This window comes from Prochlorococcus marinus str. MIT 0919 (assembly GCF_027359375.1).
In the GTDB taxonomy this organism is placed as follows: Bacteria; Cyanobacteriota; Cyanobacteriia; order PCC-6307; family Cyanobiaceae; genus Prochlorococcus_D.
The window spans coordinates 1,221,445-1,237,235 of the sequence record NZ_CP114779.1; the positions used below are offsets into that span (position 1 = coordinate 1,221,445).

The window sequence follows — 15,791 nt, forward strand, 5'->3', positions numbered from 1 at the left end:
TATTCTGAACTTGGTGCAGATTTTTTTTGGTTTATATGTCTTCTAATTCACAGCTTGAAAATCAAAGGAATCCTTCGATAGTTATTCTTGACTTTGGTTCACAGTATTCGGAACTAATCGCTCGCAGGATTAGAGAGACAGAAGTTTATTCGATTGTGATGGGCTATAGCACCTCTGCTAAAGAATTGAAGAAATTAGCCCCTAAAGGAATTATTCTTAGTGGAGGACCAAGTTCTGTTTATGCAGATGGCGCACCTCTCTCTGATCCAGAGATTTGGAATTTAGACATTCCTATTCTTGGAGTATGCTATGGCATGCAATTAATGGTGCAACAGTTAGGAGGGCGTGTAACTGCTGCTACAGGAAAAGCTGAATATGGGAAAGCTCCATTGCATGTGGATGACCCTACTGCATTACTAACGAATGTCGAATCTGGGTCGATAATGTGGATGAGTCATGCTGATGCCGTAGAAGAGCTGCCTCTAGGATTTGTCCGTTTGGCTCATACTAGTAATACCTCAGAGGCTGCTATCGCTTCTCATAGCCGTAACTTTTATGGTGTTCAGTTCCATCCTGAAGTGGTTCATTCACAGAATGGGATGGTAATGATCAGGAATTTTGTTTATAACATTTGTTGTTGTCAACCTGATTGGACTACTACCACTTTTATCGATGAAGCAGTAAGTAAAGTACAGAGACAAGTGGGCAAGAAAAAAGTTTTGCTTGCTTTGTCTGGAGGTGTTGATTCATCGACGCTGGCTTTTTTATTGAAAAGAGCAATAGGGGATCAATTGACTTGCATGTTTATAGATCAAGGTTTTATGCGAAAAGGAGAGCCTGAGTTTTTAATGGAGTTCTTTGATCAGAAATTTAATATTAATGTTCAATATATCAATGCACGTGAGCGATTTATTTCCAAATTAAAAGGTGTGATTGATCCAGAGAAGAAACGAAAAATAATTGGTGCAGAGTTTATTCGTGTATTTGAAGAAGAAAGTGTTCGATTAGGTCCTTTTGATTACTTGGCGCAAGGCACACTTTATCCAGACGTTATCGAGAGTTCTGGGACAAATATAGACCCAAAAACAGGAGAGAGAATTGCGGTTAAAATTAAAAGTCACCATAATGTTGGAGGTTTGCCTAAGGATCTTCAATTTAAGTTGGTTGAGCCTTTGAGATTATTGTTTAAAGATGAGGTCAGAAAAGTAGGTCGAGCTTTAGGGTTGCCTGAGGAAATTGTAAGTAGGCATCCTTTTCCAGGTCCTGGACTTGCAATAAGAATTCTTGGCGAAGTTACAGATGAGAAATTGAATTGCTTAAGAGATGCTGATTTAATTGTTAGGCAAGAAATTCGTAAAGCATCTTTATACGACGATATTTGGCAAGCTTTTGCAGTTTTATTACCTGTTTGTTCTGTAGGAGTTATGGGAGATCAACGAACTTATGCTTGGCCCATCGTTGTGAGATGTGTTTCTAGTGAAGATGGTATGACGGCAGATTGGTCTAGATTGCCTGATCCTCTATTAGAAATTATTTCTAACCGAATAGTAAATGAAGTTGCAGGAGTTAATCGAGTAGTTTTAGATATAACTAGTAAGCCTCCTGGGACAATCGAGTGGGAATAGTTCATAAGGGCAGAACGCAGTTATAGATTGCAAGTAGTAGTTTGTCACGGGTTTGTAATGTATAACAGGGGCAGGAAACACAGGTGTTTCACCTCTTTGGTTTGTCTTGTCACTTCGTATTCGTGAAGAAATCTTAGAAAGATGCTGTTCTCTACATTTTATTTCCCCATATATGGTTGAAAGGTATCAATGCACCTTCTTATCTTTTGTATGAAGAGTTAGAAGTATGTTTAGGTGTTGATCCTCTATACATCGAAAATTGATAGTCGTAATAGAAGAAAATTTTATTGTTTTTTAGGTATTTACTTTTCCTCGATAACTTAAGCAGTTAAGTCTCGATATCTATCATCTTTAGTCAGGATTTCTATAGCAGGTGTAAGCATCTCTTTGTAGTTTTTCCATCCTCCTATAGATTTTGAATTAATCGGTGAACGAACTTGAACTACGCTTGCGGTAGTCACGGATCGTCGGTTGAGGTGATGTGCTAGGTAGGCATCATCCCATTCCCACCCTAAATAAGAAATTAAAGATTTAATTTCTTTCTTAGGATTACTCACTAATGAATCATAATTTAAGTCGTAGATGTTTGATCGAAATTTATTCTTGTACTTAGTCATTATATTTTCGTGATTTAAATATATTTTTGCGCAATCAACAAGGGAGGAAGAATATTTATTTCCCCTCGCAAAATTTGCTCGGTAAATTGAGAGAATATTATCTAAAGGATTTCTAAATGAATGAATAATTATGACATTAGGTATTTGACTTGCAATGATACCTGTGTATTGATAATTATATAACCATTTATTGGTTGTAATTTTCCATTCTTCCTGCTCATTGTTTACTTTCTGCCAATATAATTCAGCAAGTGTTGACCCTTCAGAATTCTTTCTGTAATCTTCAAATGATTCTTCAAAGATATTAACCTCCCCTAAACCCTTTACACTAGTATTCATAGAAAGAATTGATTCAGTTAATGTTGATCCACTTCTAGGCATTCCAACAATGAAAATACTTTGGGGATATTTTTTGTTTTCTTTTTGATTGATATTGGCTTTCTGAGATTCAACAAGTAAACTCTGGGACTTTTTGATAAAGACATCAGCATTAGATGGGTTAAGCATGAGTTTTAATTCATTTGCCAATTGAAGGTATCTAGCACTTTCTTTATAATTTTTCTCTTTGTGCAAAATATTTGCTCTTGCGAAGTAAATATCAATATGATCTTTTTTAGAGTTACTTTTTAGAATATTTTCCGAAAATAGTTGATCCTGCCATATTTGATTTTTATTTGAATAGTTCAGGGTTGATAACGAATAGAATGCTGTAGCCAGATTTGGATTAAGTTCAATTGCCTTGCAAATAGATAGTTCAGCATCTTTTAGCTTTCCAATTTCTTTGAATATGTGCCCAAGACTGACATATGCTGTAGCGAGATTTGGATTAAGTTCAATTGCCTTGCGAATAGATAGTTCAGCGTCTTTTAGTTTTCCAATTTCTTTCAAAGTAACTCCTAAATTTGAATGTGCTGCTGCATCTGTAGGATTAAGTTCAATTGCCTTGCGAATAGATAGTTCAGAGTCTTTTAATTTTCCAAGTTCTTTCAAAGTAACTCCTAAATTTGAATGTGCTGCTGCACCTTTAGGATTAAGTTCAATTGCCTTGCGAATAGATAGTTCAGCGTCGTTTAGTTTTCCAAGTTCTTTCAAAATGCCTCCTAAATTTGAATGTGCTAATGCATCTTTAGGATTAAGTTCAATTGCCTTGCGAATAGATAGTTCAGCGTCTTTTAATTTTCCAAGACTTATTAAGATCATTCCATAATTATTAAATACTCTTGTATCCTCGAATCCATTATCAATTAAATATTGATAAGATTTTCCTGCTTGAGAAATATTTCCATCTGAGTGATTTTTTAATGCATTATTCAGTATTTGATAATGATGTTGTTTAGTTGTTAAATCGCCTACTTTTTTTTTAGATTTATTCTGATCTCCAAAACCTTTCATTCTTAACCTCTAAGGGATTCCTTTTTAATCATAGTTTTTCCTAAAGGACTGAGATTATATAGATTCAATTCTTTATGAAGATTTTGATTGTATTTTCTATACTCTAATTACCTCCTCTTTTACTTGAAGCTTCTATGATTATTAATCAAATCAAGTCTTGTTCTTTGGGAATATTGTAGTTTGTCACGGGTTTATCACGCAATTTGTGTGTCCTAGATGCCAGCTATATCCACAATCTTTTTGTGAGGGACTATCGAGTGGGAATAAAATTAGAAATATATCCTCTTCAGGACTTATAAAAGACTGGTTAACTAACAGAAAAATCGCTATTTTAGACCAGTTACGTAAAATTCATTGACAGTAGCTAATCACACAGAAAGCTTTGTTGACCGTAGACTTCAATATGACAGCATTCAGTTGTCGGGCAAAACTATTTTTTTAAACCCTTTTTTATATTGGCGTAGGTTTGATAACAATACAGATAGATGGCTGAGAGAGCCAGGTCAACTAGGCGAGGAACAAATCAAAGTCAACCGTCTTCGTTTCTACCCAGAACTTGATTGGAATTTTCTTGAAGAAGAAGAACGTAATATTAAAGATGGTGCTGTTGAAATGTTCTTGAAAAGTCTTGAATTAATAAGTACTTTTCATCCAGAACTCAGTTCTGGCCAATTGTTAGAAGTAGAAAGAAAGATGGCAGTAACTAAAAAGCGTGCTTTTGAGAGATGGGTAGAGAAGTCTTTTAGACGCCGCTTTAAGAAAGAATCCCAAGAGAAACAACGAATTGCTAGAGAACGTTTTTTGTGTGAATGGCGTGAGTGGATAGGTTTAGAGACTACTCATAAAGCAGTGGTACCTATAGTTGCAATTTGTGTTTTTGCAATGTTTGGCGGGTGGTCCATGGGCATCTCTAACAATAGTTGCAATCCATATTTCAGCAGTACAGACCAAACTGGTTTAAATTGATTTTGTAGATAATCTTCTTTATGCCTGACTCTTCAGTAAGGGCTTTTCATTTGAAGGTAATGCAAGATGCACTTCCTATGGGAATGGCTGTTGTGGAGCGGGTCCGGAAAGGTGGCATTCAAAAAGTGATGGAAGTCTTTCAGTCTGCCAAAGAACCATTTGCAGAATTAAAAATGGAAGGTGATTTGGCAGCTGGCGTGGTAAGGCAACAATTGGATAATGTAAGCCCTGGTCTTGGGAATCCAGTGAAGGAAGTTAAGATTTCTGTTGAGGAAGTAGCTTTAGAAGAGAAAACTCCATTAATGCCTATTTTATTAAGAATAGAAGAGCGATTAGATTTGTTAAAGGCTTATTTGGACGAGAATAATAATAGTTAATTGATTTTTTAAAACTGTTTTTATTTGCAATGAAACAAGGAGATTTTTATAAAGAAAATAGAAGTAGAAAAATAAATTTAATAAATCAGCCTAATAATTTAGTTTTTTTTGTAACCATGATATTCTTATTAATTTTTGGGAGACTTGTTCACTTACAAATATTGCAAGGGAGTAAGTTTAAGCGCTTGTCAGAGGAAAATCGAATCAGAGTAGTATCATCTCCACCCATTCGTGGCCGACTTCTTGATATTAATGGTATTACTTTGGCTGATAATAGATTGGTATATTCATTAATTGTTCAACCACATTTGATAAAGAAATCAGAATGGCCTTTATTGGCTGAAAATCTTTCTCAATTATTAGATTTAGACTTGAAAAAAATACATGAACTTTTTGATTCAGGTATCATAAATAATCAATTTAGTATTACATTAATGGCAGAAATGTCAGATGAACAGATTATACGATTTAAAGAGAATGAAACCCTTTTATATGGAGCACAAGTCCATTTAGAATTGATAAGATATTATCCTTTTAAGACAGTTGCATCTCATGTATTAGGGTATACTCAATATATAACTTCAAATGAATATAAGCTTTTAGCTAATAAAGGTTATAAGATAAGAGATCGCATTGGAAGAGCGGGAATAGAATCTGTTTTTGAGCACCATCTAAGAGGTAAATGGGGCGGTGAAATGCTTGAAGTAGATGCAACAGGTAAAATTCAAAGAAGTTTAGGTTATCAATCACCTAAAGCAGGAAAAGATTTAATATTAACTTTAGACCTTAGATTACAAAATGCTGCAGAAAAAGCTCTTGAGGGGAAAAAAGGCGGTGCAATAGTTGCTTTAGATCCTCACACAGGTGCGATCAAAGCCATGGCCAGTCGCCCAAGTTTTGATCCAAACTATTTTACTAAATTATTTACTACTCAAAAGGAATATGAGGATATTTTTTTAGCGTCTGATTTACCGCTTTTGAGTAGAGCATTAAATGCCTACGACCCTGGCAGTACTTGGAAAGTAGTGACTGGAATGGCTGGAATGGAAAGTGGTAAATACCCTCCTAATGTTTTGCTAGATACAAAACCATGTATTCAATATGGAGGACATTGCTTTCCTGAACATAATGGTTTGGGATTTGGCAAAATTGGTTATGAAGATGCTTTTCGGGTTTCTAGTAATACTTTTTTTTATCAGGTTGGAGTTGGAGTTGGTTCTGAAGAATTATATGAAGCGGCTATTAAATTAGGTTTTTATTCGCGGACGGGTATTGAAATTAGCAATGAAGAAAGTAAAGGGTTTGTTGGTAACAAAGAATGGGCTGAGAAGGGTCGGGGATGGGGGAAACCTGGAACGACTCCTTGGATTCCTGAAGATATTGCAAGTGCTTCAATTGGGCAGGCTGTTGTTCAGGTGACACCTTTACAATTAGCTCGAGCTTATGCTGTTTTTGCAAATGGGGGGTATTTAATTACTCCCCATTTAGTTGAAGGCAAGGTTGATTGGTTATCGAACCAATTCAGAACGAAAGTGGACATCAAGCCTTCTACATTGCAAAAAATTAGAGAAGGGTTAAGAAAAGTAGCTATATCTGGTACAGGTAGAACTATTCATTTTGGCGAATTAACTCTTCCACCTGTTGCTGGGAAAACTGGCACGGCAGAAGATAGTACTGGGGGTAGTGATCATGCTTGGTTTGCATGTTTTGCACCTTTTGAATCTACAGAAATAGTTGTTGTGGCATTCGCTCAAAATACTCCTGGAGGAGGGTCAGTTCATGCACTTCCTATGGCTAGAGAAGTGTTAGAGGTTTGGTATAAAGGTCTTTAGAGAAGTTTTGATCTAGTTTTTCACGCTGCATGCATTTCTTGTTCTTTGTTAGAAAGTTTCTGATCAAGTATTTGTTTGACTTCTACTAATGAGCAAGCTGGAGTCCTAAAGGGTAGTAAAAACATAGGACTTCTTTCTGGTCTTACTAACCAACTTCTGTTGTGCTCTTCTAGTAAAAGAAAACCTCTATACCGAATCGCATTGATTCTTTCCGAGAAACATCTCATTAAGAAGTTCAAGTGATTGAGAATATATTTATCAAACCATATATATAGGGTATGAAGCAATTTTGTTCGATCTTGCTGACCTAATTGTAATTAGGTTTTTTGATGAAAACTTAGAAAACTTTGTATATAATGCAATGGTTTTCACGACTGTACCTTTGCTTGAGGCAAGGATTTCTCAAAAACTTTAACTTTTGCTAGACACTATATATAGATCACTAGTTTGCTTAAAGTTGTAAGGGTTCCATTTGTAATAAGCGGTTTAACAGGTCATCTATTGACTCGTCTTTTGCGGGATTTTGTTTGTTGCACGCTAATTGTCTTCCAACTACTTGAGCACCTAGGTGTGTTAACTGTATTCTCATAGACAGCAATAGCTCCATACATCCTCCGCCAGAAAAGCTTGCAATTGCAATAGGTCTTCCATTAAATAACTTTCGAAAATCTTTTTCTTGAACTGATAACCATGCAATTGCATTTGTTAATGTTGGCGGTATGGAGCCGTTATATTCTGGAGCACAAATCACCCATCTAGGTATGGAGACTATTTGAGAATGTAAAGCGTTTATTTCTTGAGGAATCCCTAATTTTTCATGGGATCTGGGGCTGTAGATGGGGATATCGATGGTTGTTAAATCAATTACTTCAGCTTTTGCTCCAAGTTTTGTACCTGCCAGGGCAAAACGTTGGGCTAATTTGAGATTCTCACCATTACTAGCAGTTACGATTAGTAGATTTGAAAGAGGACTCATGCGGATTTGACGAAATTACTCTTACTTATTTTTATCAGAATTTTGATTAATAATTTGCTCCTGTGTTCCGATGATGTACTGCTGTAATTCCATTTGGATTAAGCACTTTGCCATGCTTGATTTCTGCATATATCAGCCAATGGTCCCCACAGTCCATTCTTTGTTTGACAAAACCTTCTAGCCAGGCCAAAGCTTCTGGAAGAATTGGTTGATTGCCAGGACTGCTTTCAAGGTGCAAGTTTAGAAACCTGTCTGCCCCTGGGGCAAAAGGTTGTAGAAATTGCTTTAACAGCTTTTGATGATTCTCTTTATTTAATATGTTTAATGCAAATAGGTCTTCTTTATGTAAGAGGGTTTCAACAGCACGATCTTTGGCTACAGCAATTGTTATTCCTGGAGGAGAGAAACTGGCTTGGCTAACCCAGCTAGCTACCATTGCTCCATTTAAAATCTGCTTACCTGACTCATCTTTTTTCTCAGTGGTTAAGATACATAAAGAACCAATTATTTTACCGAGTGCTAGCAGACCAGGATCGCTTTTTGTTGTATTAATACCTCCACTCGGTTGACGTTTCTTTTTGTATTGACTTCTAAGTAACATTCGCCCAAATTTGGTCCCCGTTTCTTTAAGAGTTTTGATCATCACTTCATCCGGGCTAAACTTTACTTTTATTGGGTCGAAGCCGAAATGGAATCCTCCATCTTTAAGCTTGTTTTCTAGTAGATCTAAGGCTTCACCACTCCATCCATAGCTCCCAAAGATTCCTATCGGTTTTTTTCTATCGCCTTCGGCAAGTAATGTTCCCAAAGCTGAAATAATAGGTGTTGGGGCATGCCCTCCCAGAGTGGGCGAGCCTATTAAATAAGCATCAGCTTCTTGTATACATTTAATTAATTCATGAGTTTGAGTGAACTCGCAATTTAAACTTTGCACAGATATTCCAGTGGAACTAATTCCTTTAGCAAGAGAGTCAGCTATTGCGGCTGTATTGCCGTACGCACTTGCAAAAAGAAGAACTATTTTTAAAGATGTCCTTTGTTGTGATTCACCCCATCGTTGATAGTCATTTAGTAAGCTACGCCAACTTGTTTCAATTGCTGGTCCATGGCATGGGGCAATACATCGTATCTCAAGCAGCTCAAGCTTTTCGACAATTGAATTGACTTGCTGAGTCATCGGCGCCATAAGACAATCGAAATAATGGCGACGTTCTTCTTCTGTGCTTATTCGATTTAGTTCAGACCACTGATGTGTAGAGATATGGGCCCCAAATAATTTATCGCTCATTAGTAAACCTGTCTGCTTTTCGAATACCATTAGTCCTCCTGGCCATTTTGCTGTTGGTGTTGGTATTAATTGAAGTTCATAGTCGTCAGATATGATTATTGTTTGCTCTTGTTTTATTAAACTAACTTTTGGAAAGGGAGGTATTGTTACTGCGTTACTAGTGGTCGTTGAAGTTTTTGAAGGTTTGACTTGGTACCATAGATCTTTTAATAATTTTGCTGCTGGGTTTGAGCAAATTAACTTTATATTTTTAAAAGTAATAGTTAGTTCTCTAAGTAAAGCAACACGATTCGGATTTATATGACCAATGACAACATCTAAAGTAGTCTTATCTGAAGATAAGATTTTCGTTAAGGCTGGTAAAAAAGTTGATTTAAAATTATTACCAGGAGGATGAATAAGAATAGCGCTTGCAAGTGATTTATCAGGCTTGGTAAAAAGAAATGAATTGGCAGTAGTTCCTTTGCCTAATGAATATTCAATTTCAAAACGAATTTTCTTTGGGCTAATACATTTTATACAAAGTAAATCTTCTTCAATAGCAAGATTTATTGAATGCTTTGAAAATTCTTTGCTTTGGGTATTTGACATTAATAAGATGTCCCAACTTTGCGGTGATGAACAGCTGTTTTGGCTTCTGGATTGGCAATGCTTCCGTTTTCTACCAGTGCATATATAACCCAATGATCAGAAGTTTCCATTCTTTGTTGCACTACACAATCTAAATAAGCTAGTGCATCACTTAATACTGGCCCACCTTGCGCGGCATCTTCCAAAACACCTATACCTTCAAAACGATTGGCGCCTGGTGGGAATCTTCTCAGGAATTGACGAAATAATTTCTGATAATTATTTTCTTCTAGAACATTGATCACAAATTTATCTTCAACTTGCATAAGTGTTTCAATTGCACGATCTTTTGCTACAGCAACTGTGACTCCTGGAGGAGAGAAACTGGCTTGGCTAACCCAGCTAGCCACCATTGCCCCACGGCGCTTAGCATTGTTTGTCCCCTGACTAGCGGTGACTACATATAGACCTCCACTTAAACGTCCCATTGCTTTCATTAAATCCCCATCAAAACTTTTGATGGTCGCTATATTTTTCTTTCGATTTAGTAGTTGTCCAAGATCAGTACCTGCTTCTTCAAAACATTGATATGTATTTGCGTCAGGTTCTTTATGCACTCTGAGAGGTGAAAATGCTTCTTTTTGTCCAAGGCTTCGTAGCTGGTTTGCAACTACATCTATTGGTTCATCATTACCGCCATAGGCGTCATATATAGCTATCCACTGCTTTGCATTTAATCCAGCTAATAAAGTCCCTATTGAATTTTGCAGTTCAGCATCTCGATCATGTGGCCATGTTGGAACTATCACTGCTTTGGCTTCACTGATAAGGGCGTTGATTTCTTGGGAATCCGAAGCCCGAAGATCAACAAGTTGAGCTTGAGAATCTGCTTTATTAATACCTAATGCAATTGCTTGGCTTAATCGATCACAAAAGCCATATTGACTTATATAGCAAACAGCAGAATATCCTTCGTCTTTATTCCGTTTTTGACTCCATTCCAAATAATTGTTTTTCCACAAATCTATGTTGTGTTTTAAAAGAGGTCCGTGACCAACGGCAATAGTGCTTATTTCAGGTAAGTTATTTATCCGTTTAAGAGCTTGTAAAACACTGCGCGCATTTGGTCCCATTAGGCAATCATAGTAATAGCGAAAATCTGGGAGTATTAGCTCAGAACTATAATCAAATAGTTCATTTGAGCAATAGTGGAGTCCAAATGCATCACATGTAAATAAGATTCCAGTGGCATGGTCAAAAGAAAAAATTGTGTCTGGCCAATGGAGGTTTGGAGTACTTAGAAATTCTAATTTGTGATGAATTCCATTTGCTTGATTCATCCCTAAATCAAGCTCATCACCAGTTTTGATGGTCTTTGATTTGAATTGCTTATGAACTTGATTTTCTAGAAATTGTAAAGCAACTTTGGAACCAATAATTTCAATTTCATGATTTAAATCAAGAAGATCACCTATTAATCCTGAGTGATCAGGTTCTGTATGACTTACTACCAGATAGTCAATATTCTTTGGATCAATATTTTTCAATAAAACTTTCAACCAAGGCTTCTTAAACTTCTTATGACTAGTGTCGATTAAAGCTGTTTTTTCTCCTTTAATAAGAAAACTGTTATACGTAGTTCCATTTCTTAATCCAAATTCAATATCAAAACGATCACGTTCCCAATCTAGAGAGCGAATGGTAGTTGTATTGGAACCAATAAGTTCACATTGTATAGAGAGACCTTGTTCTCTAGAGATAGAGTCTTGGCCTACGCTAGTTTGCTCATTCATGGTGATATCAAGCATTCTGAGACTCTAATACTTTGAAGTGAGAATTAACGCTTGTTTTAGGAGAAGAACTATAAATTGCGAATTTACATATCCTAAGGCTAGTTCATCACAAGATATCAGTGTTCTTCAAGAATTGGCAGACATAGCTTTGATCATGGCTTCGTGAGCTTGAATTTGGCTATGCTTTATTAGATTTTCTAAGAATAAGCTATGAGATTGAGGATATTGAGGTTCTTGAGCTAGTGGTAAAGCCCCTGCAACCTTTAGGCCTTCTTCACCTTCCATAGCAGGAGTGATAATAACTAAGTCTTGATCTAAATCAGTATTATATTTCCACCACAGATCAGGCTTGGAGAATGATGGATGGTATTGATGAGGTTTTTCTTCTTTACTGATATTTTGGTTGCTTGTTTTATCTTTTTTTTGAATTGAGAGATTCTCCAGCATTTTCAACCTTTCTTTTGCAAGATCTGTTAATAATCTGCTTCGACTTCTCCCTCTTAATTGGAAAAGAATAAAAGGATCTTCTTTGAACCTTTCTCCTAATAGAAAATAGATAGCACTAATATGTTTACATGGGTTTGCTTTATCTGGACAACTACATTCACTTTTAACTTCTTGCAATTTGAATGGAAATAACCTATGCCCACTAGCAGCAAAGGCCGTTTCTATATCCTCAGGCATTGTTCCCGCTAATAATTGGGCAGACCATCTTGCCTTTTTCGCCATAGCTTCAAGAACGTATTTCCAATCTTCGTCACTTAAAATATCCAGCCAAAGTTTTACTTTGTAAGGCTCAGCTTCTGTTCCTTGCACTCGTGCATGAACTCTTCTCCCTTCAAATTGTATCGAAGTAACATTACCTTCTCTTGCATATCCCCATGCTCGCTCTAGACGTTTCTTAAATCTATATGAATTAATTAACTCCATCCATTGCTCCACCCACCAGGATTGTTTTCCAAGTCCCTCCTTACCTATTGCAGTTGTTATTTCTGTATCATTTTTAGAAGAGTAGCTCATAAATTTTCATCATCATCTAGGGAAACTAAATCTTTTAATTCTTGCACATTTAGTTTCCCTAGCCACTCTTCTCCTGAGCCAATGATTTCTTGAGCTAGTTTAGATTTATCTTGAATCATTTTGTTGATTTTCTCTTCGATTGATCCAGTACTAATAAATTTGTGAACCATAACCCTATTATTTTGTCCGATTCGGTATGCACGATCTGTTGCTTGGTTTTCTACCGCTGGGTTCCACCATCGATCAATATGTAAAACGTGATTTGCTCTAGTTAGATTAATGCCCATCCCACCAGCCTTTAAAGATAGCAAAAATAATTTCGGGCCTCTGGGGTCTTCTTGAAACCTATCAATCATTTTTTGACGATCTGATTTTCGTGTACCTCCGTGTAGGAAAGGAATATCATTGACCATTTTTGTTTCTAAATATTCTTTCAACATATGCCCCCATTGGGCAAACTGTGTAAATAGTAAGGCCCTATCACCTGCTTCAAAAATTTCTTCTAGAATTTCTTCCAATCTTTGCAGTTTTGAAGAACGCACTCCAAAATCTTTACTGATGCTACTTTCCTTTAATGCTAGAGCAGGATGATTGCATATTTGTTTTAGATGTATCAATAGTCCGAGAGTTTTACCTTGACGTTGACCCAGAGGTGATGATGCTATTTCATCCATCGCTTTCTCCACAGTTTTTTGATAAAGGTTTTTTTGCTCATTACTAAGACTGACCCATTCATTTAACTCCACTTTTTCTGGTAAATCAGAGATAATGGACTTGTCATTTTTTAATCTTCTTAAAATAAATGGACTCACTCTGGCTTTGAGATCTTTTAGTGATGAGACATCCCCATAACGTTCGATAGGCATTTTGTAGCGTTGATTAAAAAATTCCTCTTCTCCCAGCACTAAAGGATTTAAAAAATTCATTAAAGCCCAAAGTTCACTGATACGATTCTCGACGGGAGTTCCTGTTAATGCGATTCGAAAAGGGACTGTTTTTCCAGTTTTTACGATTTCACGAGTTATTTGACTTTGCTTGGAGTTTGGATTTTTAATTGCCTGAGCTTCATCAATAACAATTCCCTGCCAGTCATACCCCTTAAGTATTGCTTGGTCTCTATGTAATAAACCATAACTAGTAATTAAAACATCTATCTTTTGGAGACTTTCCTTCAAAGCTTCTAATGTAGATGGTCTTTTTGAACCATAATGTTCTCGTACAGATAATTTTGGTGTAAATAGAAGTGCTTCTCTTTTCCAATTTATTAAGACCGATGTAGGAGCAATTAATAAAATAGCCTTTTTTAGTTCTTTGTTGTTTTTAAGATGTTGAAAAAATGCTAGTAATTGGATGGTTTTCCCTAAACCCATATCATCGGCTAAACATGATCCTTGTTCGAAGCGGTGGAGAAATGCTAACCATCCCAAGCCTCTTTCTTGATACGGTCTTAATTGACCAATAAATCCTTCTGGTGTACCTAATGGTTCGGGAGCCTTGTGTTGATGATATTGTTCTAAAACTTTTTGCAGTTGTGGTCCTGCATCAAAGCGATGCACTGGTAATTTGAAAAAAGTGTTTCCTTGAGTAGATGTCAGCCTTAATGCTTCATCCAGGCTTAGATTTGGATTGTGGCTAGAGAATTTCGCAGCATTTTTTAGATCGTTAGGACGTAATTCGATCCATGAACCTTTGTGATTTACTAGTGGACTCTTTTTCTTTGAAAGTCTTTCCAGTTCTTGAAGAGTTAATGTTACACCACCTATCATGAGTTCCCAATTCCATTTCAAGGTCTCTCCCAGACATAATCTTTGTGAGTTATTAGACAATTCTGCTTCGATAGCAAGGCCTAGGCGGCTACCCAGTCCTTCCGCAAGACTAGGAGGGAGTATCACACCAATTCCAACATCCCGTAATTGCTTTGCAGCAGTACGTATCAGTACAAATGCTTCGGCTGGTGTTAGTTGCATTTTTTCAGGCGCAGCACTTTCTAGCCCTCTTTCTATTGGATGAAAAATACTTAAGGCTCTTCCTAACCCTTCAAGAAGTATTTCCCCAGGATTTTCAATTGGGACTTCCCCAAGTTGCAGCATGTTTCCGCTAGTCTTCCAGGCGGATTCTGCACTGACTTTGAGGCTGGGGTCTATCTCTGCTTGTAATCCAAATTTTAATTCCCAGAGCTCTTCTTTCTCGATAGGTGCAAAAAGTTCAAGACATAGTCTTGCAGCTTTAAGATTGCCAGATAGCCCTTCTTTCCAATTTTTGCTTGCTTTGGCTAGTCGTTCTGAATCATTTGTCATTAAGTCCAGAAAACCCTGTTCAGAACCCAATGCTTCTTGCCAAGCTTTGAGTAGAGGGTCTAGCGACTCACTGTTTGGTTGAAAATTTTCTCTAAGTTGTGCATCGATTAACTCCTCCAATAGATTAGCTACTTGTAGCCTATTACTACTTGGACGAGATGAGGCTAGAACATCTAAATGGATTGGTCTTAGATCATTTTTGGCATTATTTTTAATATGTCTAGGCTCGTCAATAATGTGTGAGCATGTTGCTACTAGGGGTAGTCGACTGGCAAATTCTTCCAGTCTTTTACGTTCTTTTTCATTATTTAATAAAGGAACCCATCTTGCTCTTGCCGGTAAGTTTTCGCTTTTTTCCAATTGTATCTGTGGTAACCATAAACCTTGAGAAATTAAACTTAGAGACCAACGTTCTAAATGACTCCACCAGAGTAGTTCTTCTCCGAAATCTGAATTTGTATCAGATAGTGGTAATTTTGCAAGCCAAGATGCTGCTTCTTTTGGCATCAACATTAAGCCATGGACTTGCCATGGCCACCATTCGAAGTTTTTGGGAAGAGGTTCTTCTGCTTGTAAAGGTAGACCAGTCCATTCTGATTGAAGACTTTTTCCACTTTCGACTGTTGTAGAAGATTTAGCTTCTTTCTTGGAGGAAGATTGAAGAGCTTTACTGGGAAGTGTTAAACAGGTTTGAATGTCTGTGCATATCTCAGGAAGAAGGTTTTTTCCCAAGAGAAAACTTCTTAATTCTTCTTTTGACAGAGAAAATGGATGCTTTAGAGGTTGAGTACTTATAGTGCTTGGCTTTGCAACACGCCATGTATCCCCCCAAAGAAGCAAACCTGGAGAATGCGAACTTCGAGATGTTCGTCTTACTGGAAGCCATGTGGCGTGCAGCAGACTCATAGCTGCGAAGCAATAAGGTTCAATAGGTTTCCTTTATTTTGAAACCTTAGCCCACCAATAGCAATAATGGTTTCAAGCAAGTCTATCGTTAATCATGGCAAATGATTGGCTAGATTTGTGAGAAGCTGAATG

At 36.9% G+C, this 15,791-nt stretch carries 11 protein-coding genes; 4 read left to right on the forward strand and 7 right to left on the reverse strand.

Going from position 1 to position 15,791, the window contains the following annotated elements; translation table 11 throughout:
- Positions 1-35: 35 nt before the first annotated feature.
- Positions 36-1,625: a glutamine-hydrolyzing GMP synthase gene (gene guaA, locus O5635_RS06705; RefSeq protein WP_036901831.1), complete on the forward strand. Its 1,590-nt coding sequence runs from the start codon at positions 36-38 to the stop codon at positions 1,623-1,625.
- A gap of 320 nt (positions 1,626-1,945) precedes the next feature.
- On the opposite strand, the gene O5635_RS06710 is transcribed toward guaA, so the two are convergent.
- Positions 1,946-3,634 carry a tetratricopeptide repeat-containing sulfotransferase family protein gene (locus tag O5635_RS06710; protein ID WP_036901829.1) on the reverse strand — a complete coding sequence of 563 codons (1,689 nt, stop codon included), beginning with the start codon at positions 3,632-3,634 and terminating at the stop codon, positions 1,946-1,948.
- A gap of 354 nt (positions 3,635-3,988) precedes the next feature.
- Here O5635_RS06710 and O5635_RS06715 point away from each other — a divergent pair, with 354 nt between their 5' ends.
- The 3 genes from O5635_RS06715 to mrdA are packed head-to-tail and all read left to right on the forward strand — an operon-like array spanning position 3,989 to position 6,809.
- The gene (locus O5635_RS06715; protein ID WP_036901827.1) at positions 3,989-4,600 is read left to right on the forward strand and encodes a hypothetical protein; all 612 of its coding nucleotides are present in this window, start codon (positions 3,989-3,991) and stop codon (positions 4,598-4,600) included.
- 20 nt (positions 4,601-4,620) lie between these two features.
- Complete coding sequence (locus O5635_RS06720; RefSeq protein ID WP_036901825.1) at positions 4,621-4,977, forward strand: hypothetical protein; 357 nt, start codon at positions 4,621-4,623, stop codon at positions 4,975-4,977.
- Between the two features lie 29 nt (positions 4,978-5,006).
- Positions 5,007-6,809, forward strand: a complete 1,803-nt coding sequence (mrdA, locus tag O5635_RS06725; RefSeq protein ID WP_269607320.1) for a penicillin-binding protein 2 — start codon at positions 5,007-5,009, stop codon at positions 6,807-6,809.
- A gap of 20 nt (positions 6,810-6,829) precedes the next feature.
- On the opposite strand, the gene O5635_RS06730 is transcribed toward mrdA, so the two are convergent.
- The 6 genes from O5635_RS06730 to O5635_RS06755 all read right to left on the reverse strand — a co-directional run bounded on the left by O5635_RS06730 (position 6,830) and on the right by O5635_RS06755 (position 15,659).
- Entirely contained in the window at positions 6,830-7,036 is a 207-nt protein-coding gene (locus tag O5635_RS06730; protein ID WP_036901821.1) for a hypothetical protein, read from the reverse strand.
- A 224-nt stretch (positions 7,037-7,260) separates the two neighbouring features.
- Positions 7,261-7,785, reverse strand: a complete 525-nt coding sequence (locus O5635_RS06735) for an NAD(P)H-dependent oxidoreductase (RefSeq protein WP_036901819.1) — start codon at positions 7,783-7,785, stop codon at positions 7,261-7,263.
- A 46-nt stretch (positions 7,786-7,831) separates the two neighbouring features.
- Complete coding sequence (locus O5635_RS06740) at positions 7,832-9,664, reverse strand: diflavin flavoprotein (RefSeq protein ID WP_036901817.1); 1,833 nt, start codon at positions 9,662-9,664, stop codon at positions 7,832-7,834.
- Positions 9,664-11,436, reverse strand: a complete 1,773-nt coding sequence (locus tag O5635_RS06745; protein ID WP_052042824.1) for a diflavin flavoprotein — start codon at positions 11,434-11,436, stop codon at positions 9,664-9,666. The genes O5635_RS06740 and O5635_RS06745 overlap by 1 nt, the downstream gene beginning before the upstream one ends.
- 126 nt (positions 11,437-11,562) lie before the next feature.
- On the reverse strand, positions 11,563-12,456 hold the full coding sequence (locus O5635_RS06750) for an SWIM zinc finger family protein (RefSeq protein ID WP_036901814.1): 894 nt from the start codon (positions 12,454-12,456) through the stop codon (positions 11,563-11,565).
- On the reverse strand, positions 12,453-15,659 hold the full coding sequence (locus tag O5635_RS06755) for a DEAD/DEAH box helicase (RefSeq protein ID WP_036901811.1): 3,207 nt from the start codon (positions 15,657-15,659) through the stop codon (positions 12,453-12,455). The genes O5635_RS06750 and O5635_RS06755 overlap by 4 nt, the downstream gene beginning before the upstream one ends.
- Positions 15,660-15,791 lie beyond the last annotated feature (132 nt).